Below are 18538 nucleotides of genomic sequence, written 5' to 3' on the forward strand. Positions count from 1 at the left end.
CACAGTTTTATGCTCGTGCTATGGCTCCCTTGAATCTACGTCCGCTTCAGGTTGGTATTCTTCAATTACTAGCCAGTGAAGGTGACATAGTTCAAGCACGCCTTGGTGAGAAGTTGCGTGTTGATAAAGCTACAATGGTTACTCTTCTAAATAGCTTAGAAGAACAGGGATTAATTGAACGACGACCCCATGCAAACGATCGTCGAGCCTATGAAATTCATCTTCTAGAAGCTGGCAAGCAGCGACTCCAAGCAGCAGAGAATTTATCGATTGAAGCCGCACAACAATTCTTTTCCGCTTTGACACCGCAGGAACAGCAGACTCTCAATGAACTTTTGAGGCGCGTTGCAACGAGCAACGTCTCATGGAAGCCATCAACACTCAAGAAAACTGCTGAATAACTCCAATTTGTTCTGAAGTTATGCAAATCATTTCAGCAAGCTTTCTTAGACAAACAATACAAAAGGTACAAACACCATGAGTATAGAAATCTTTGTTTTCGTGATTGCAGCTTTTGCAACATTCTTCAATAACGCTCTGCATTGGTACACACAAGTCACAACTTATCCACTTTTAAGTTGGGTTGGGCAAACAGAGTTCGTATCGTTTCATAAAGAGTACGAGCGCAGGCTACCGTTCAGTATTTATGCACCTTATACGCTTCTGATGTTCAGTACCCTCCTCCTGATCTTCTTCCATCCAGCAGAAATCGAACTTGAATGGGTGTTCATGTTGCTTATACTGAATGCATCTATTATGGTCGTGAGTCTTGTTTTTGCTGTTCCGATTCATAGTCGGCTTGATCGTCAGGGTTACTCCGATAAGGCTGGAATTCGTGGACTCATGCGATACAACAGCGTTAGGTTCATCGCCTCATCAACTAGTAGCATCATTATGCTGTACTTAACAATGCGTTTGATGATGAACTAAACAGCAACTTTCCCATAGCTGCTTGTGCCAGCACGCTAACAACGTAGTGGAGCGGACAGTATAGGGATTTGTGCCTCGTTCTATTTCCTTTGCTGCCGCTCACTTTAGCCGTTAGAGCGATCGCGCTTCGCAAACTCCGAAGGAGCGCTTCACAAGCTCCTTTGGAGCGTAGAAATATAGAAGGAACTCCTCCAGGACTTCTGACCATGATTACTGTTTAAGCGGTCTACCTAGACGGAAAGCTAATTTTAGCTCAGCAGCTTAGCGCCACGACTTGGCAAGTTACCAGTGTAGAAAAAAAGGGCAGCTTTGCCCAGCTGAAGGCAGTGCAAATTAACCTGGCATTAGAATCTGCAAAATTTGCGTGCCCGTTTGCCCTTGCGTGAACTGAGTCAGAATGAATTGCACCAAGTCCTCCAGTGCCTGACGAGTGAGCGTGTGGAGCTTCTGTCCTGTGGTTTGCCGTCCTTGGGCAAATTGAAATCGTTCAGAGCGTGCGCCGGAACAGGGAGTGCGTTGCAAAATCGACTGCGCCACACAACTGAGACGGAAGTGGCGGTTAACCGCTTCCTGGTTGCGTACCTGAGCCGATTCCAACCCGGTCATCTGTTTGCTCACCTCATGAAAGACCTCGCACGACCATCGATAGCTCCAGGTCTGCATCACTCGTCCACTTTCCCAATGCAAGGCATCGGTGAGCAGGAATCGCGGTGCATCTTGTAAATCTTCGGTCTCATGCACCATGACCAATCGCTTGCGCCCAAATTTTTTTAACCGCACCACTTTGGTAAATGCCCAAATCTGTTTCGTCTCTCCATTGCGACATTGCACGAGAATAGGGCGAAAGCTTTCGGGATGTTCCTGACGTAATGCCCGTTCGACCGCATCGACTCGCTGCCACTGGTCATTCCATAAGGTATTGCGAGAGCTTTCAATTTCACTGAACCCATGCTTACCAGAGCTTTCAATCAATTCCGTTAGCTCTCGCGTCAGCACACCGTTATCAAAGGCATAATCCGTTGTGGAAAATTGTCCTTCGGTTTCAATCTCTCGAACAATTTCAACCGCTATCTCTGTTCGTTTACGATACTGTAATCGGTTCTTGTGATAATGCAATAACTCACTCAATCGTTCTCGGACTTGTTCTAGGCTTTCATAGTTCGGTTTTGCAGTCATTTTCAGGTACTCCCGTTCTGCCCCTGAAAAATCGGGCAGTTGCACCACCACCTCAATCCCATCTATCAGGCTGCGATTCGCAATCGTGGCAGTGACCACCGTTTGAAAGCAACTCATCCGATGCTGAACGTAATCATACGAGCGCTTCACGCCGAAGATCTGCTTGCCCCAATCATGATGTGCCAGCGTCCAATCGAGGCTAATCACTTCTCGCCCCTGCCCCCGATGCTGGGACGCAATGATGCTGCGGTGCTGCGGCATCAATCCTGAACTGTTCCAGCCCGCTTCAAACACAGCAGCGTGCATGGCTCGACGACTGCCGATCCCCTCAGTGGACAGCCATTGCGCCGCAACCCCTTGTAAGGTTTTGTTCGCACTCAACAGCAATCCGGTCACATATCGGCTCACCTGCTCGAACCCTGCCGCTCGGCAAAACAACTGTCGGTATTGTGCCAACTGCTTCGCAATCGTCGGTGGCACAGCAATCAAAGGCAGCATCGTACGGCTTCAGGAAACATCTCTTAACTTCTTCGGGCTATCTTTTTCCTCTCCGGGTAACTTGCCAAGTCGTGTAGCGCTACTCACTGAGCAGCGGCAATGCTGGCGCATTCAGTTCAAGCATCTGCTCATCTTCAACACAAATGACTTTAATTCTTGCGCCGCGTTTTCTTTGAAGTTGCGCTTTGCGCTAATCGCGCTAATCCATTCAAGTGCTGTAGTGCGCCAAATCTCAGTCACTCGCTCTAGATTTTTGATCAATTAATCAAAACCCAACGATCGCTACCATTAAGTATTATTACCTCTACATGGTATGATTGCTCCTGGCTTAACATTGTCTCGCTAAGCTTGGACTCCTCAAGAGTTCAATCATTATCATGGCAGTGTAGACCTAACTTCGGAGCCGCACCTGGTTATGGAGCAAACCCTTGAATCTGGTACAAATGCACCAGAGCCTAGCAACTCAATGGATGACTTCTATAAACTCCAGCAAGAGTTATTAGTGGTCACGATCATCCTAACGGGTTTAATTGTTTTTCCCGTCTGGTTTTTCTATTCCCTTAACATCGCTCTGAATTATTTATTAGGAGCGTGCGCTGGTGTGGTTTACTTGAAGTTATTAGCGCGAAACGTAGAGCGCCTCGGTACACAGAAAAGCCAAGTCGGTAAGTCGCATCTAGCTGTTTTCATTGGAGTGATGATCGTCGCTACACAGTGGAAAGAGTTGCATGTCTTACCCGTTTTTTTGGGGTTTCTGACGTACAAAGGAACGCTTCTCGTTTACACCCTCCGAACCCTGCTGACTCCTAGCCAAAATTAGGACTTGGGTTCTGCAAAACCCTATCAATCCTTGAATCTGGGACTGCCTGCACTAGAAATGCTAAATTTCCTTGACGTTCCCAACTCCTTAACGCTTGCCAGCTTAGAGGTCGGTCATCATCTCTACTGGCAGCTTGGCAATCTAAAGATTCATGGGCAGGTTTTTATCGTCTCGTGGATTGTAATTGGTATTCTGGTAACAGCGTCACTGCTGGCAACCCGGAATGCTCAGCGCGTTCCAAAAGGCATTCAAAACTTGATGGAGTATGCGCTGGAGTTCGTGCGTGATCTGGCGAAAAACCAGCTTGGAGAGAAAGAGTACCGTCCCTGGGTTCCGTTTATTGGAACGTTGTTTCTGTTCATCTTTGTCTCAAACTGGTCGGGTGCGCTCGTACCTTGGAGGCTGATCAAGCTGCCCGAAGGTGAACTGGCCGCCCCCACGAATGACATCAATACGACAGTCGCGCTGGCGCTGTTGGTATCGTTGGCATACTTTTACGCAGGCTTCAGCAGAAAAGGATTGGGCTACTTTGCGAAGTATATCCAACCGACCCCAATTCTCCTTCCCATCGCAATCTTGGAAGACTTTACCAAACCTCTATCCCTAAGCTTCCGTCTATTTGGCAACATTTTGGCGGACGAATTGGTGGTGGCGGTGCTGGTGCTTCTTGTGCCGTTGTTTGTCCCGTTGCCGGTGATGCTGTTGGGTTTATTCACGAGTGCAATTCAGGCATTGGTGTTTGCTACCTTGGCAGCTGCGTATATTCATGAAGCGATCGAGGGTCATGGGGATGAGCATGATGCTCATTCACCCTAACGCTACCGATCGCATGTTCTAGAGTCTGGACTCTTCTGGTTTACAGAGTTAGAGAATCCAGCAATCAAGTTTGTTCGTCTCGTTTTCAACCAAAGGAAAGACACTATGAATCCCACTGTTGCTGCTGCTTCTGTTTTGGCTGCTGCGTTAGCTATTGGTTTGGCTGCGATCGGTCCTGGTATCGGTCAAGGTAATGCATCTGGCAGCGCCGTCGAAGGTATTGCTCGTCAACCCGAAGCAGAAGGCAAGATTCGGGGTACGCTACTGCTGACCCTCGCGTTTATGGAATCGCTGACAATCTACGGATTGGTAATCGCGTTGGTCTTGTTGTTCGCAAACCCATTTGCATAGATTGAGAGTAGGGATGGAGGGTGAAGGGAGTGCTCCTGAATGCTTCTGGTTTCTAGAGCCGCGAAACTCCTTTTATCTTCATCCCTCATCCCTCATCCCTTCTTTTTACCCTTTGCCCTTGACCTAGAACAATGTTTGATTTTGATGCGACCCTGCCGCTCATGGCAGTGCAGTTTCTTCTTTTGGCGGCACTCATGAATGTGGTGTTTTTTAAGCCAATGACCAAGGTGATCGACGATCGCAACGATTACATTCGCAGCAATGAGGCGGATGCAAAAGAGCGGTTGGCAAAGGCAGAGCGGTTGGCAAAGCAGTATGAAACTGAGTTGGCCGATACTCGCAAGGCATATCAAGCCACGATCGCGGCGGCACAGGCAGAAGCCCAAAAGATTGTCGATCAGAAAATTGCCGACGCTCAACAAGAGGCACAAGCTCAGCGAGAGCAGGCTCAGAAGGAGCTAGACCAACAAAAGCAAGTGGCGATGCAATCTCTGGAGCAGCAGGTTGAAGCCCTGAGTCGTGAAATTCTAGATAAGCTTTTAGTCGGAATTTAGCGAACTGCTAGTTGATCGAGGCTCCCGGAAAAGAAAAACCAAGTTTGGGATTATCAACAGCGCAGTTTTGGAGAGACATGGATATTTTTGTGCAACTCGCCACCGGAGCGAGTTTCCTAGCAGAAGCGGCGGAAGCAGAAGGCGGCGGTTTCGGTCTAAATTTTAATATTCTCGAAACGAACCTGATTAACCTCAGCATTGCGATCGCGCTTGTCGTCTATTTTGGACGGAATCTCTTGGGTAAGATCCTCGGCGATCGGCGCGCCGCGATCGAGACGGCACTTCAAGAAGCAGAAGCCCGAAAGAAAAAGGCATCGGCAGGACTCGCCGAGCAGCAGCAAAAGCTGGCTCAAGCGCAACAAGAAGCGGCGAAGATCCGCGCCTCGGCTCAAACAGCGGCTGAGAAATCGCGAGCTGAAATTCTCGCCAAAGGAGAGCAGGATGTTCAGCGAATGCGCGAATCAGCCGCTCAAGATCTCAACTCTGAGCAAGAGCGTGTGATTAACGAGTTGCGTCAGCGCATTGCGGCCTTGGCGTTGCAGAAAGCGGAAGGCGATTTGCCGAGTCGATTGGGTGATGGTGTGCAGCAGAGACTAGTCGATCGCAGCATTGCGCTATTGGGAGGGGGTTCATAAATGTCAGATATTTTAACGTCGGAAGTTTTAGAACCATATGCTCAGGCGTTGATGTCGTTGGGTCAATCGGGTGATTTAGTCGATCGCTTTAACGACGATGTGAATTCGATTCTTTCTACCCTTAACGAATCTAGCGATCTGCGACAATTTATTGTGAGCCCATTGGCGAAGGCAGACACCAAAAAATCGGTGTTGCAAAGAGTTTTTGGCGAATCGGTACATCCGCTCACCAAAAACTTTTTGATGCTACTTGTCGATCGGCGTCGGATTATGTTTCTAGACGGGATTTGCAAGCAGTACCAAGTCCTGTTTCGTAAGCTCAAGCAAACAGTGCTGGCAGAAGTCATCTCAACGGTGGAGTTGAATGACGGTCAAAAGGACGCTGTTCGCGACCGAGTCAAAGCGATGACGGGTGCACATCAAGTCGAACTCCAAACGAGACTTGATCCTGAATTAATTGGCGGCGTCATTATTAAAGTTGGTTCTCAAGTCATTGATGCCAGTATGCGCGGTCAGCTTCGTAGAATTGGGCTCAGCCTAACAAAATCCGCTTAGCGTTTTCCATCCTCCCTATCACCCTTCTCCCTATTTAATTGAGGTTCCGAAATGGTAGCAATCAGACCAGACGAAATTAGCAATATTATTCGTCAGCAAATTGAGCAGTACGACGAAGGTGTCAAAGTCGCCAACGTGGGTACGGTGCTGCAAGTCGGTGATGGCATCGCCCGCATCTATGGCTTAGAGAAGTGCATGGCTGGCGAACTGGTGGAGTTTGAAGATGGCTCTGTCGGTATGGCGCTCAACCTAGAAGAAGATAACGTTGGTGCGGTGTTGATGAGCAACGGACGCACGATTCAGGAAGGAAGCTCGGTCACAGCCACGGGGCGGATCGCGCAAATTCCGGTGGGAGATGCGATGATTGGCCGCGTGGTCGACTCGTTGGCTCGTCCCCTTGATGGCAAAGGTGACATCCAAACGACTGAAACTCGCCTGATCGAATCGATGGCTCCGGGAATCATTGCTCGAAAATCGGTGTGCGAGCCTCTACAAACAGGCATCACGGCGATCGATTCGATGATTCCGATCGGTCGCGGACAGCGCGAGCTGATCATTGGAGACCGTCAAACGGGCAAAACCTCGGTTGCGGTTGACACGATTTTGAACCAGCAAGGCGAAGACGTGATCTGCGTTTACGTCGCGATCGGGCAGAAAGCGTCTACCGTCGCGAACGTGGTACAAGTGCTGCAAGACCGGGGCGCAATGGAATACACGATCGTGGTAGCGGCAAATGCCAACGATCCAGCAACACTGCAATACTTCGCGCCGTATGCAGGTGCAACCTTAGCCGAGTACTTCATGTACAAAGGCAAGCACACCTTGGTGATTTACGATGACTTGTCCAAGCAAGCCCAAGCGTATCGTCAGATGTCCTTGCTGCTGCGTCGTCCGCCGGGTCGGGAAGCGTATCCTGGAGATGTGTTCTATGTCCACTCGCGTTTGCTAGAGCGAGCGGCGAAACTGAGCGATGACTTGGGCGGCGGTAGCATGACCGCACTGCCGATCATTGAAACCCAAGCAGGTGACGTATCCGCGTACATCCCAACCAACGTAATTTCGATTACCGACGGTCAAATCTTCTTGTCGTCTGACTTGTTTAACGCGGGTCTTCGCCCGGCTGTGAACGCTGGTATTTCAGTGTCGCGTGTGGGTTCTGCGGCTCAGACCAAGGCGATGAAAAAAGTGGCGGGTAAAGTGAAGCTTGAACTGGCTCAGTTTGCAGAATTGGAAGCGTTTTCTCAATTCGCCTCTGACTTGGATAAATCGACTCAAAATCAGTTAGCTCGCGGTCAGCGCTTGCGCGAAATTCTGAAGCAGTCGCAGTATTCGCCTCTGTCAGTCGCCGAGCAAGTCGCCGTGATTTACTCTGGAATCAACGGCTACTTGGATGATATTGCTGTTGAGAAAATCACTGGCTATATCAAGAGCTTGCGCGAGTATCTCAAGACGGGTAAGCCTCGCTATGTTGAGATTGTGCAGAAGGATAAGCAACTGACTGAAGAAGCTGAAACCCTTCTGAAAGAAGCCATTACTGAGGCTAAACAGACCTATTTGGCAGCAGCGTAATATCTGCAAGCGGGAGATGAAGCTTTATCCCTTTCATCTCCCGCTTGCGAAGCGTTGCCGAAGCGTCCCCCCATCCGAGCAGATCAACTATGGCAAACCTAAAATTAATTCGCGATCGCATCCAGTCGGTTAAAAATACTAAGAAAATTACGGAAGCTATGCGGCTTGTGGCGGCGGCAAAAGTGCGCCGTGCTCAGGAGCAGGTGATTCAAACCCGTCCGTTTGCAGATCGCTTGGCGCAAGTGCTCTATGGCTTGCAGTCTCGGTTGCGCTTTGAAGATGCGAACCTCCCGCTGCTGAGAAAGCGTGATGTGAAAACCGTGGGATTGCTCGTGGTTTCTGGCGATCGCGGCTTGTGCGGTGGCTACAATGCCAACGTGATTCGTCGAGCGGAAACTCGTGCGAAAGAACTGAAAGCCGAAGGCATCGATTACCAAATGGTGATTGTCGGTCGTAAGGCAGCCCAATATTTCCAGCGTCGAGATTACCCGATCGCGGCTAGTTTTGCTGGAATTGAACAAATTCCAACTGCCGCCGAAGCGGCGGATATTGGCGATCGAGTCTTGTCCATGTTTTTGTCGGAAAGTGTCGATCGGGTTGAGTTAATCTACACAAAATTTGTGTCGCTCATTAGCTCTCGTCCGGTAGTTCAAACTCTTCTGCCGCTCGATGCTCAAGGGTTAGAAGTGTCGGATGATGAAATTTTCCGGTTAACGAGTCGGGGCGGACAGTTCCAAGTGGAGCGCGAGAAGGTGACATCTCCGACTCAAAGCTTCCCGCAGGACATGATTTTTGAACAAGATCCGGTACAGATTCTTGATGCGCTGTTGCCGTTGTATCTCAACAACCAATTACTTCGAGCGCTACAAGAATCGGCAGCGAGCGAGTTGGCAGCGCGGATGACGGCAATGAATAACGCCAGTGAGAACGCGAGTAATTTGATTGGATCGCTGACGTTGAGCTATAACAAGGCTCGTCAGGCGGCGATTACTCAAGAATTGCTTGAGGTGGTCGCGGGTGCAGATGCACTGACTTAATTCTGGTTCTTGTCAATCTGAAAAGCGCCTGAGATTTTCAGGCGCTTCTTCGTTTAAGGTTACGAGGCAAGAGTATCTTTAATCAAATCGTGATAAGACGCTGGTAGATCAGGATGTCCTTAAAGAGTAGGGTGTTTTCACTCGTCTGTAAGTTCAACTTCGATATTTAAATACTAAATAGGGACAGGAAAGGTACTGCGTGACAATCAAACTGTTCTCTCAACCTAGCTTGGCACGGGTTCTCAGAATGCCTAGTTAAAATCTTCCTCCTGGGCGCACGATCGCTGCACGTCCCCCACAAGCTCGTCCTAAAGAGTCTGTCTGGGTAGTGTAGTCACAGGGATAATCTTGTGAAGAACTATTCCACCTTTGCATAGCAGCTTCAGATAAAGCTTGTGCATTCATTCTGCTCATTCTTGAATAGTTTTCAGATGCCATTTTTGCTATTTATTGATTCATACGAAATGATTCCATTGCCATTTGCTGGTTAAGAGCTGGATCAAAATTAGTTGAAGTCTGACCACAAACCAGACCGTAAACTCCTGCCTGTAGTGTTCCAGGCTTGGTCTGAGATATGGAAGAAGGTTCTTGACTCTCCCTATCATTCGTCCCTGATTACTAAAACTCATATACTCTAGTGATTGATATAGACCTGATCGGCAATCCATAACTTCATGCACGGCAGTAATTGACACTCCATTAGGTGGAGAGCTATGCCTCATACGAGTGAAGTAAATTGCGGATGATCCATTTATTTGAATTGAATTTGTATCAACATCAATTAATGACCCGTTGCTTGTGCTTCCGACATTAACCCAATAACTTGAATTTTTAGCAGGCTGGTGTGGACTTGATTGCTGTTCCTCAGCTAGTGATGAAGCGTTAGTTGTTTGTCCATAACGGTTGGTAGAAGGACGGCAGGCAGAGGTAGCTAGACTCGCTAGGAGAAGTGAACTCAGTAGAACTTTTGGAAAATGCCTCATCGCAGAACTTTTGTGATTAGCAGAGCTGCTTCAAACGTTCCCCAATTCATAATTCTTTTCTCAATCGGAAGTTCTGTGATCGCACTTGAATGCTCATCTATGCTGTACGCCAAAGCCGCGCTCTCTAGTAGTCCTGTGATAGACTCAACGGCAAGTCAGTCCGAGTGAGCGATGCCTGTACAAACCAAAGATCAAGTTCTGTGTCTTTTGCATCAGCATCAATCAGAGCTACAGCAATTTGGAGTCAGTCGGTGCGGTGTGTTTGGCTCATTTGTGCGGGATGCCATTCACGAGCAAAGCGATGTTGATATTTTGGTTGTCTTTGACCCAGAGCGAAAGACCTTTGATAACTTCATGCATTTGGCGTTTTTCTTAGAAGACTTGTTTGGTCGAAACGTTGACTTAGTTACGGTCGAATCACTTAGTCCTTATATCGGTCCAAAAATCTTGCGCGAGGTGGAATATGTCTCCGTCGGCGCGTGAGTATCTCCAGCATATTCTTGACGAGACAACTTATATTCTTACCAGCGTCACTCACCTTGACAAAGCAATTTTCATGCAAGATGAAACGTTAAAACGGGCATATGTTCGTAGTCTTGAAGTGATTGGTGAAGCGGTCAAACAATTGCCTAATGATTTGCGCTGGAGATATCCTGCAATTGAGTGGCGTGCAGTGGCTGGAATGCGTGACCAGTTGATTCACAATTATTTTGGTGTTGACTTTGACATTGTTTGGGATGTAATAGAAAACAAGATTCCTGAGCTTGATACAAAGATTAGGCAAATCCTTGAGCAAGAGTATTCCTGAACTCTTAACACCTTCAGTTAGTATCAGCCATTCATCTGAGCACTAACCGCCTTTACACTGCTGCTGCCAATTGGAAACAAAGGTTTGACGCGATGATAAGGACTGTAAGCGATCGCGGTAGGCTTGCAGCGTCGTTCGGTAAGTTGACGAATTAGACGGTGCAGAACGCAAGGCTTGATCAACAACCTGGAGGGCCTGACCCCAATTTTGATGGCAGGTTGCTTGTAGTAGTTGTCCATCCAAACGACCTACTCCCGGCTGAGATGATCCAACGATTGTAATACGTGAAAACTGCACTTGAGGGCTATTCACTTGTGGAGCAGATTGGTTAAACGGCTCTACAGATGGCACTGGATAGCTAGGTGCAACCGTTGAGGGAATGAGACTGGAATCGGGAGTGGAAATGCCAGGAGAAACCACAGCGCGATTCGGACTGCCATTGTAGAAGGGATTACCCACAGCATCTTCAGAATAGAATCGAGAAGGGTCAGCAGGGCTAAATTCAGGCTGACTCAAATCTTCTAACGTTGGAGCGCTCTGCTCGAAAATCACGGTGGGAGTAGGGACTCCACTTTCAACTCCATAGAATGGTTTGCTGTACTCCGACTTGATACCCAACTGCGACTCTGGATAGGAACTGGGAATTGAGAGGCTAGATCGATTTGAATACGAGGTGGAAGGGGAAAGCTGGGCCACACCAGGGGAAGGTTGCGTTACGATTCCAGAGGAAGCTCGCTCTGCGATCGCTAGCCCTGACACAAAAGGCACTAATCCTAATACAACGATTGCAGTTTTCATCTCCAGTTCCCCTATTAACGCTTGATTCTCAGGATGAAACTTCCGAAACTGTTTTACCTCTACTAAGTGAAGGAAATCAGGTGTTACCGACAAAGCAAGAGAGTGTCGAATGTAATATGTCCTGAGAAGCAAACATAGTCCTGAGAAACAAACATGGTAAAGAATTACAAATACCGCATCTTTCAGACCCCGTACCTCGTCCTCAAGTACATTAAACTAATCTACGCCCCTCGTTTCTGTTGTATCAAATGAAAACTTGGAAAACCTTTGGAGTTTTTGCACTGTTAGGAATTGCCCTAAGCTGGCTGGTGAGTTGCAGCCCCGGAAAGGTTTCCTCGGGTGGATCACAAGCCTCTGGCACAGGAGAAGTCGAATTCTGGACGATGCAACTGTCGCCGCAATTTGATGACTATTTCAAACCCCTGATCGCGACGTTTGAAAAGGAAAATCCTGGGATCAAAGTGCGATGGGTGGATGTGCCGTGGGCAGAAATGGAGCGCAAAATTCTAACGGCGGTGGCCGCCAAAACCGCGCCTGATGTGGCTAACCTCAACCCCGGATTTGCCTCTCAGTTGGCGGAGCGAGGCGCTTGGATGACTCTAGATGACAAAGTTCCAGCCGATGTCAAAGGACAATATTTTCCTAACATTTGGCAAGCCAGTACCTTAGGCAATCAGACGTTTGGGATTCCGTGGTACTTGACGACGCGAGTTGCAATCTACAACACCAATATTCTCAAGCAGGCTGGGGTGAGCACTCCTCCAGCGACTTATGCAGAATTGGCTCAAGCGGCAAAACAAATTAAAGACAAAACGGGTAAATATGCCTTCTTTGCAACGGCGGTTCCGGGCGATTCGGGCGAGATTCTAGAATCATTTGTGCAAATGGGCGTTCAGCTTGTCGATGCTCAGGGGAAAGCCGCGTTTAATTCTCCTCAGGGGAAAGCGGCGTTTCAGTATTGGGTTGACCTCTACAAGAATGGGTTGATGCCAAAAGAAGTGTTGACCGAAGGACATCGGCACGCCATTGATTTGTATCAGCAAGGTGGAACGGCAGTTTTGGCATCAGGCGCAGAGTTTCTCAAAACGATCGCCAAGAATGCGCCAACGATCGCACAAGTTTCAGAATCTGCGGCTCAAATTACAGGTGACACCAAGAAGAAGAACGTAGCCGTGATGGATCTAGTCATTCCAAAAGACACTGACCAACCGGATGCTGCCCTTAAGTTTGCGCTGTTTGTGGCGAATAATGATAACCAGCTTGCGTTTGCGAAAGCAGCGAACGTTCTCCCATCGACTATCAAAGCGGCGTCGGACAGCTACTTTACAGCTCTGCCTACCAATGCGACCCCAATTGACAAAGCAAGAATCGTGAGCGCGGGTCAACTTAAAGATTCTGAAGTGCTGATTCCAGTGATGAAGGACGGCAAGCTATTGCAAAAGACGCTCTATGAGAATTTGCAAGCGGCGATGTTGGGTCAAAAATCGGTGGAGCAGTCGCTGAACGACGCTGCCCAAACTTGGAATGCGCGATCGTAGAAGGCCTATCGTAGTCTTGAGGAATGAGGGAAACAGCGTGGCTTACAGTGACTGACTTTACGTTGCATCAACTCAAAAAGCAGTTTGCTCTAGAGATCGATGAACAACTTGATCTGTTCGCCACGGTTTGCCCTGTTCACTCAGCAATCTGCTGATCACGCATGGTGTCATCAGCATAGCGGTTGCGTTTTTGCCAAAAAATCTCCAATGAGATACAACGAGCCGCACAACACGACTAATTCTCCACCCGTTGCCGCCGCTAATCCTGCAAAAACATCCTTATGCACCTGACACTCTATTAACTCAGGGCAAATTGCAGTGGCCAAGGTGGCTAACGAGTTTGGATCAGCAGAACTGTGACCGGGAACCGGAACTAGATAAAGCGAATCTCGCGGATTTAGCAGAGCTTTGAATATGTCTGCATGATCTTTGGTTGACAGCATTCCCATTACCCAGCGAACAGAACTTACGTTCAATGTATTGACGTAATCGCGCAGTACTTTAGCGCTTGCAGAATTGTGTGCGCCGTCAATCAAAATTTCAGTCTGTTGCCATTTGTACCACTGTAATCTTCCTGCCCATGTTGTTTTTTCGATTCCATTGACAATGGAATCATCTGGAAGATTCCAGCCAGTTTTTCTGAGGTGAAAGAGAGTCGCGATCGCAAGTCCTACATTCTGCATTTGAGCCTCTCCTGGCAACGGAGGGCGATACTGAATTCCATCGTATTGAATTTGCCCGTTCGATAACCGTTCACTTGAAAGCGGCGAAATTAAAGGGCAAGCTAATGCTTCGATTCGTTGATGGATAACTGTTTGAGCGTCTTGAGGAAGCGTTGAAAGCGCCACCACAGCAGGGCAGTTCGGCTTAAGAATTCCAGCTTTTTCGGTGGTAATCTGCGCGATCGTATTGCCCAATCGCTGCCAGTGTTCACGGCTAATCGAGGTGATGATGCTGGCGAGCGGACGGTCAACCACATTTGTGGCATCGAGCCGTCCGCCTAAGCCCACTTCTACGATCGCAACGTCAACCTCCTGATCAGCAAAATAGAGCCACATTGCGGCTGTGATCACTTCAAACTGAGTAGGAGAAGGTTGTTCAGGATCAATCGCAGATTGCACCTTCAGCAACACGCGGTAGAGATCATCAGGCGCAATTGGCTGCCCGTTAATGCAAATTCGTTCGCACCAATGGATTAGATGAGGCGAGGTATAACGCCCAACTTTGTAGCCTGCTTCTGTTAGAACAGAGGAAAGATAAGCGCAAACAGATCCTTTGCCATTGCTGCCTGCAACATGAACAATGGGCACACGATGCTGCGGGTTGTTTAACGCGGCAAGAAGCGTCAGACTGGCTTCAAGCCCCAAATTGACTCCGAACAATTCAAATCCTTGTAGAAATTGTTCGACCTCCAGGATGTCTTGGGTAGCCATTTGATGATCGCGATATGGGAGACTAATATTTTAGAACGATTGGTTGTGAGTTGAATCAAGGGTCGGTAATTGAATTAAATCAAACGATCTAAATCTACTATGTTGCTGATGCGATGTGGTATCTTCCAAATTTAGAAATAAGTGTGTTGCAATTAATGAAAAGACTGTTGACTTCTGCATTTCTCTTTCTGTCACTTTTACCGTTGTCAGCATGTTCCAATAATTCTTCGCCTAATTCATCAGCGAATTCTGCTGCGCAAACTAAGACACAAACTAAAACATTTGTAACAGGCGCAATTCCAGACCAAGATGCAGAAAAACTCCAACGGCTCTATGGCAAGCTCTCTCAGTATTTAGAAGCAGAACTAAAGACTCCCGTAAGCTATAAGCCTGTCACTGACTATACCGCCGCCGTTACTGCATTTAAAGTGGGTGACTTGGATATGGTTTGGTTTGGTGGCTTAACGGGAGTGCAAGCCCGGTTGCAAGTTCCTGGAGCAGAAGCACTGGCACAGCGAGACATCGATGCTAAGTTTCACAGTGTTTTTATCGCCAATAAAAATAGCGGCATTCAACCAATCAACAATCTGAAAGAATTAACCGTACTAAAAGGGCATTCCTTCACGTTTGGCAGCGAGTCTTCAACGTCAGGACGATTGATGCCGCAATATTTCTTACAGCAGGCAGGCGTAACGCTAGAGGATTTTAAAGGACAATCGGGGTTCTCTCAAAACCATGATGCGACGATCGCGCTTGTGACAGCCGGAACTTACGATGCCGGGGTATTGAATGAGCAGGTCTGGCAAAAACGCTTGCAGGAAGGCAAAATCGATCGCAGTAAGATTGACGTGATTTGGCGATCGCCCGAGTATTACGATTACCATTGGGTGATTAGTCCGAGTGTGAAGCAGCGCTTTGGAGATGATTTTCCTCAGAAAGTACAGACCGCCTTGATGAAGCTCGATCCGAAGGTGGCGGAGCAAAAGGAGATTTTGGAGCTATTTGGCGCGACGAAATTTGTGCCGACGAAGAATGAGAATTACGCTCGAATCGAGCAGGTTGGGCGGGAGATTGGCAAAATTAAATAAGTCACTGTTGCAATCAGCAAGTTAGCAACAGACTTGTAGCGGATGAACCAATCTATTACTCACTACATCCGTGACATCTGCCACCCTACCCATCGCCAAAAATAACGGCATGAAGGAGCGCTCCTACACCTATAGCCCATATGTCATCTGATCCCATTATTTCTGTCGATCGCGTCACGCTTCAATTTGGACAGTTTACAGCGCTAACTGATATCTCGCTGCATATTGTGGCAGGTGAGCGGGTGGCACTTGTTGGATCGAGTGGAGCAGGAAAGAGTACGCTAATTCGATTGTTGAATGGAACGCTAGAGCCAACGCGGGGAGAAGTACAAGCATTTGGACAAAAACTACATCAACTCAAACCGAAGCACCATCGCCAAATTCAACGCCAAATCGGAACGATTTATCAGCAGCTACATTTGGTTGATAATCTGCGAGTAATTCATAACGTCAATGCAGGTCATCTGGGGCATTGGTCGTTTCTGAAAGCGCTGATCTCCCTCATCGTACCGCTCGATGTGGCAACTGCCACCCAAGCCTTGGCTCAAGTCGGAATTCCAGAAAAGCTGTACGATCGCACCGATCGGCTCTCTGGCGGGCAGCAGCAGCGAGTCGCGATCGCACGAGTCCTCGTTCAAAATCCAATGGTGATCCTCGCTGATGAACCCATTTCGAGTCTCGATCGCGAACTTAGTCGCGAAGTGATGGAGATTTTATGCAACTGCCAATCATCCCGAACGCTGATTGTGAGTTTGCACGACGTTGACGTTGCGTTGCGCTACTGCGATCGCATGATTGGGCTGCGTCGGGGTCGTATTTTGTTCGATGCGCCCAGTACGGCTGTATCGAGCGAAATGATTGCTGATTTATATCGTCTCTGAGCTATGTCTAGACCTGCATCCCGCTTCATCAGTCCGTCGCTCCAGTGGGGCATGATTGGACTGATCGCGATCGCGCTATCTCTTTGGCAAGCCGGGCTGTTTCGACAAACTGTTGTGAACTTTAACGGATTTCCGTTGCTGTGGCGATTTGTTGCCGCCAGCGTTCACCCAGACTTAAGCTACGATTTATTAGCAACAACCCTTCAAGCATCCCTTGTAACTTTGGCTTATGCGGTCTGCGGAACTTTTCTGAGCGTCACAATTGGCGCGATCGCAGGCGTATTTTGCTCAGAAGTATGGTGGCTAGAGGTACTGCGAGCAAAGCGATTGAGATACTTTGGCTTTCACAGCGTTCGAGCCATACTTGCGTTTCCCCGTGCCATTCACGAATTGATTTGGGGATTGTTTTTTCTCAACATTTGGGGACTCGATCCCTTAGTTGCTGTAGCTGCGATCGCAATCCCCTTTGGAGCCATTACCGCAAAAGTATTTTCAGAAATTTTAGATGAAACTCCTAGGCAACCGCTATTAGCCTTAATCAATAGTGGGGTTGCTCCAATTACTGCTTTTTTCTATACGCTATTGCCACAAGCGTTTCTAAATCTTTTGTCCTACTCATTCTATCGATTTGAGTGCTCGATTCGTTCTGCTGCTGTACTTGGTATCATCGGCGCTGGCGGATTAGGCTACGAAATTCTTTTAAGTTTACAATCGCTGCGCTATGAGCAGCTATGGACGTTTTTCTATGCGCTATTAATTTTGAATGGAGGCGTTGATATTGCTAGTGCAACACTCCGCAATCAATTAGGATGCGCCAGCCGAATTGACTTAAATTCACATCGCCCAACAAAACGCAACATTTCCAATAGCCGGATTTTTAGTTTGTTTCCAATTGCGATCGCAGGAGTAGCGCTCAGTTTTTGGTACATCCAGCCTGACTTGAGTAAGATTGGCTCGCCGCGATCGCAGCAACTGCTGCATCAAATTGTTCAAACCTCGTTGCCGCCCAATTTCACAGGAATTGCTGAATTGATTCCACTGTCGGTAGAGACGGTAGCGATGTCAGTTCTGGCGATCGCGATCGCCGCAAGTGGTGGGCTACTGCTCGCCTTTCCCGCCGCCCAAATTTTTCTCCTCAGCGGCTTGCTAAACCGACGAGGTAATGCAAATCTCTTCCCTCTGGTTCTGCTAGTGATTGCTAGAATTGTATTATTGCTCTGTCGTGCTATTCCTGCCCCAATTTGGGCGCTTGTCGTCCTGTATGTCTTGTTTCCCGGAATTTTGCCCGGTGCGATCGGGCTGGGGTTGCACAATCTTGGGATTTTGGGCAGGCTATTTGCAGAAGTGATTGAGAACCTAGAGCAACCACCGCTTAAAGCTCTCAGCGCTGGAGGAACGCCTAATTCTCTGGTGTTTCTATATGGCGTGTTGCCGGCGACGATGCCTCGGTTTCTTGCCTATACTCTGTATCGGTGGGAAGTCTGTATGCGCGAAACGGTGATTGTGGGTTTAGTGGGCGCGGGTGGATTAGGACGATTGCTCACCGAACAGCTAAGTAGCTTTGACTACCAATCTTTAATCGTGACCTTGGGCGCGTTTCTGGTATTAACGTTTTTGGTGGATTGGATCAGTGGAAGGGTGCGGCGATCGCTCAGAGCGTCTTAACGGATCAAACGGGACAAATAATTCAGGTCGAGTGTTTCAGGCAGATGAACGAGGTTTACCACGGTTGGCTCATTGAACTTGTGGCGGAATCCAATGGATTCTCGTTTCAGTGCTGGCTACCCGGAAATCGTTTGGCAGTGAGCGATCGTCAGGTCTACCCAACGCTAGATGCTGCCCGGAGCGCTGCCCAAACCAGAGCCGATACTGAATCTGCCAAATGGTCACTCAACCACTGGTACGCTACCTATATCGAAAGAAAATTTGGCGATGAACCGCTCTCTTTAGAGCATTTAATTCTGGCAACGCTAGGGTAATTACCATCCTGTAGGAACACGACTACCACACTATAGTTGATAGTCGCGCCAGTCAAAAAAGCCCCCTCGCTGACGGACGAAAGGGCTTC

At 48.3% G+C, this 18538-nt stretch carries 20 protein-coding genes; 17 read left to right on the plus strand and 3 right to left on the minus strand.

Annotation, left to right across the window (positions count from 1 at the left end; all coding sequences use genetic code 11):
- The first annotated feature begins 20 nt into the window (after nt 1-20).
- Both AC5I6P_RS09275 and AC5I6P_RS09280 read left to right on the plus strand, forming a co-directional pair.
- Nucleotides 21-401: a MarR family winged helix-turn-helix transcriptional regulator gene (locus tag AC5I6P_RS09275; RefSeq protein ID WP_495693463.1), complete on the plus strand. Its 381-nt coding sequence runs from the start codon at nt 21-23 to the stop codon at nt 399-401.
- A 76-nt stretch (nt 402-477) separates the two neighbouring features.
- Entirely contained in the window at nt 478-930 is a 453-nt protein-coding gene (locus tag AC5I6P_RS09280; protein WP_495693464.1) for a hypothetical protein, read from the plus strand.
- A gap of 333 nt (nt 931-1263) precedes the next feature.
- Here AC5I6P_RS09280 and AC5I6P_RS09285 read toward each other — a convergent pair whose 3' ends face one another.
- Complete coding sequence (locus AC5I6P_RS09285) at nt 1264-2604, minus strand: transposase family protein (protein ID WP_495693465.1); 1341 nt, start codon at nt 2602-2604, stop codon at nt 1264-1266.
- Between the two features lie 415 nt (nt 2605-3019).
- On the opposite strand from AC5I6P_RS09285, the gene AC5I6P_RS09290 reads away from it, so the two are divergent.
- From AC5I6P_RS09290 to AC5I6P_RS09335, 10 genes are all read left to right on the plus strand, one after another.
- On the plus strand, nt 3020-3424 hold the full coding sequence (locus tag AC5I6P_RS09290) for an ATP synthase subunit I (protein ID WP_495693466.1): 405 nt from the start codon (nt 3020-3022) through the stop codon (nt 3422-3424).
- A 3-nt stretch (nt 3425-3427) separates the two neighbouring features.
- The gene (gene atpB, locus AC5I6P_RS09295; RefSeq protein WP_495693467.1) at nt 3428-4240 is read left to right on the plus strand and encodes a F0F1 ATP synthase subunit A; all 813 of its coding nucleotides are present in this window, start codon (nt 3428-3430) and stop codon (nt 4238-4240) included.
- A 105-nt stretch (nt 4241-4345) separates the two neighbouring features.
- Nucleotides 4346-4591, plus strand: coding sequence for an ATP synthase F0 subunit C (gene atpE / locus AC5I6P_RS09300; protein ID WP_162421525.1), 246 nt, complete (start codon nt 4346-4348; stop codon nt 4589-4591).
- Between the two features lie 131 nt (nt 4592-4722).
- Nucleotides 4723-5145, plus strand: a complete 423-nt coding sequence (locus AC5I6P_RS09305) for a F0F1 ATP synthase subunit B' (protein ID WP_495693468.1) — start codon at nt 4723-4725, stop codon at nt 5143-5145.
- Nucleotides 5146-5222: 77 nt separating this feature from the next.
- Complete coding sequence (locus tag AC5I6P_RS09310; protein ID WP_495693469.1) at nt 5223-5780, plus strand: F0F1 ATP synthase subunit B; 558 nt, start codon at nt 5223-5225, stop codon at nt 5778-5780.
- A complete protein-coding gene (gene atpH / locus AC5I6P_RS09315; RefSeq protein WP_495693470.1) occupies nt 5781-6335 on the plus strand; it encodes an ATP synthase F1 subunit delta in 555 nt (184 codons plus the stop codon).
- A gap of 51 nt (nt 6336-6386) precedes the next feature.
- Complete coding sequence (gene atpA, locus AC5I6P_RS09320; protein ID WP_495693471.1) at nt 6387-7904, plus strand: F0F1 ATP synthase subunit alpha; 1518 nt, start codon at nt 6387-6389, stop codon at nt 7902-7904.
- A gap of 89 nt (nt 7905-7993) precedes the next feature.
- Nucleotides 7994-8941, plus strand: a complete 948-nt coding sequence (locus AC5I6P_RS09325; RefSeq protein WP_495693472.1) for a F0F1 ATP synthase subunit gamma — start codon at nt 7994-7996, stop codon at nt 8939-8941.
- A 1154-nt stretch (nt 8942-10095) separates the two neighbouring features.
- Complete coding sequence (locus tag AC5I6P_RS09330; protein WP_495693473.1) at nt 10096-10407, plus strand: nucleotidyltransferase family protein; 312 nt, start codon at nt 10096-10098, stop codon at nt 10405-10407.
- On the plus strand, nt 10388-10732 hold the full coding sequence (locus AC5I6P_RS09335; RefSeq protein ID WP_495693474.1) for a HepT-like ribonuclease domain-containing protein: 345 nt from the start codon (nt 10388-10390) through the stop codon (nt 10730-10732). Before AC5I6P_RS09330 ends, AC5I6P_RS09335 begins: the two co-directional genes overlap by 20 nt.
- 42 nt (nt 10733-10774) lie before the next feature.
- Here the strand turns inward: AC5I6P_RS09335 and AC5I6P_RS09340 are convergent, their stop codons facing one another.
- Complete coding sequence (locus tag AC5I6P_RS09340; RefSeq protein WP_495693475.1) at nt 10775-11530, minus strand: hypothetical protein; 756 nt, start codon at nt 11528-11530, stop codon at nt 10775-10777.
- Nucleotides 11531-11778: 248 nt separating this feature from the next.
- Here AC5I6P_RS09340 and AC5I6P_RS09345 point away from each other — a divergent pair, with 248 nt between their 5' ends.
- Nucleotides 11779-13068, plus strand: a complete 1290-nt coding sequence (locus AC5I6P_RS09345; protein WP_495693476.1) for an ABC transporter substrate-binding protein — start codon at nt 11779-11781, stop codon at nt 13066-13068.
- A 170-nt stretch (nt 13069-13238) separates the two neighbouring features.
- Here the strand turns inward: AC5I6P_RS09345 and AC5I6P_RS09350 are convergent, their stop codons facing one another.
- Nucleotides 13239-14501, minus strand: coding sequence for a bifunctional folylpolyglutamate synthase/dihydrofolate synthase (locus AC5I6P_RS09350; RefSeq protein WP_495693477.1), 1263 nt, complete (start codon nt 14499-14501; stop codon nt 13239-13241).
- A gap of 155 nt (nt 14502-14656) precedes the next feature.
- Between AC5I6P_RS09350 and AC5I6P_RS09355 the strand changes: the two genes are divergently transcribed.
- The 4 genes from AC5I6P_RS09355 to AC5I6P_RS09370 all read left to right on the plus strand — a co-directional run bounded on the left by AC5I6P_RS09355 (nt 14657) and on the right by AC5I6P_RS09370 (nt 18449).
- The gene (locus AC5I6P_RS09355; protein ID WP_495693478.1) at nt 14657-15589 is read left to right on the plus strand and encodes a putative selenate ABC transporter substrate-binding protein; all 933 of its coding nucleotides are present in this window, start codon (nt 14657-14659) and stop codon (nt 15587-15589) included.
- Nucleotides 15590-15729: 140 nt separating this feature from the next.
- Nucleotides 15730-16470: a phosphonate ABC transporter ATP-binding protein gene (locus AC5I6P_RS09360; protein WP_495693479.1), complete on the plus strand. Its 741-nt coding sequence runs from the start codon at nt 15730-15732 to the stop codon at nt 16468-16470.
- Nucleotides 16471-16473: 3 nt separating this feature from the next.
- Nucleotides 16474-18135, plus strand: coding sequence for a PhnE/PtxC family ABC transporter permease (locus tag AC5I6P_RS09365; RefSeq protein WP_495693480.1), 1662 nt, complete (start codon nt 16474-16476; stop codon nt 18133-18135).
- Nucleotides 18093-18449 (plus strand): hypothetical protein, encoded by a 357-nt coding sequence (locus tag AC5I6P_RS09370; RefSeq protein WP_495693481.1) that lies wholly within the window; start codon nt 18093-18095, stop codon nt 18447-18449. Before AC5I6P_RS09365 ends, AC5I6P_RS09370 begins: the two co-directional genes overlap by 43 nt.
- Nucleotides 18450-18538 lie beyond the last annotated feature (89 nt).

Source organism: Myxacorys sp. (genome assembly GCF_059501405.1).

Excerpts from the sequence above, each read along its gene's own strand:
- atpA (WP_495693471.1), top strand. The coding sequence starts at position 6,387 with ATGGTAGCAATCAGACCAGACGAAATTAGCAATATTATTCGTCAGCAA.
- AC5I6P_RS09350 (WP_495693477.1), bottom strand. The coding sequence starts at position 14,501 with ATGGCTACCCAAGACATCCTGGAGGTCGAACAATTTCTACAAGGATTT.
- AC5I6P_RS09360 (WP_495693479.1), top strand. The coding sequence starts at position 15,730 with ATGTCATCTGATCCCATTATTTCTGTCGATCGCGTCACGCTTCAATTT.
- AC5I6P_RS09335 (WP_495693474.1), top strand. The coding sequence starts at position 10,388 with ATGTCTCCGTCGGCGCGTGAGTATCTCCAGCATATTCTTGACGAGACA.
- AC5I6P_RS09365 (WP_495693480.1), top strand. The coding sequence starts at position 16,474 with ATGTCTAGACCTGCATCCCGCTTCATCAGTCCGTCGCTCCAGTGGGGC.
- AC5I6P_RS09355 (WP_495693478.1), top strand. The coding sequence starts at position 14,657 with ATGAAAAGACTGTTGACTTCTGCATTTCTCTTTCTGTCACTTTTACCG.
- AC5I6P_RS09325 (WP_495693472.1), top strand. The coding sequence starts at position 7,994 with ATGGCAAACCTAAAATTAATTCGCGATCGCATCCAGTCGGTTAAAAAT.
- atpH (WP_495693470.1), top strand. The coding sequence starts at position 5,781 with ATGTCAGATATTTTAACGTCGGAAGTTTTAGAACCATATGCTCAGGCG.
- AC5I6P_RS09290 (WP_495693466.1), top strand. The coding sequence starts at position 3,020 with ATGGAGCAAACCCTTGAATCTGGTACAAATGCACCAGAGCCTAGCAAC.
- AC5I6P_RS09275 (WP_495693463.1), top strand. The coding sequence starts at position 21 with ATGGCTCCCTTGAATCTACGTCCGCTTCAGGTTGGTATTCTTCAATTA.
- AC5I6P_RS09285 (WP_495693465.1), bottom strand. The coding sequence starts at position 2,604 with ATGCTGCCTTTGATTGCTGTGCCACCGACGATTGCGAAGCAGTTGGCA.
- AC5I6P_RS09280 (WP_495693464.1), top strand. The coding sequence starts at position 478 with ATGAGTATAGAAATCTTTGTTTTCGTGATTGCAGCTTTTGCAACATTC.
- atpE (WP_162421525.1), top strand. The coding sequence starts at position 4,346 with ATGAATCCCACTGTTGCTGCTGCTTCTGTTTTGGCTGCTGCGTTAGCT.
- AC5I6P_RS09330 (WP_495693473.1), top strand. The coding sequence starts at position 10,096 with ATGCCTGTACAAACCAAAGATCAAGTTCTGTGTCTTTTGCATCAGCAT.
- AC5I6P_RS09345 (WP_495693476.1), top strand. The coding sequence starts at position 11,779 with ATGAAAACTTGGAAAACCTTTGGAGTTTTTGCACTGTTAGGAATTGCC.
- AC5I6P_RS09310 (WP_495693469.1), top strand. The coding sequence starts at position 5,223 with ATGGATATTTTTGTGCAACTCGCCACCGGAGCGAGTTTCCTAGCAGAA.
- AC5I6P_RS09305 (WP_495693468.1), top strand. The coding sequence starts at position 4,723 with ATGTTTGATTTTGATGCGACCCTGCCGCTCATGGCAGTGCAGTTTCTT.
- AC5I6P_RS09340 (WP_495693475.1), bottom strand. The coding sequence starts at position 11,530 with ATGAAAACTGCAATCGTTGTATTAGGATTAGTGCCTTTTGTGTCAGGG.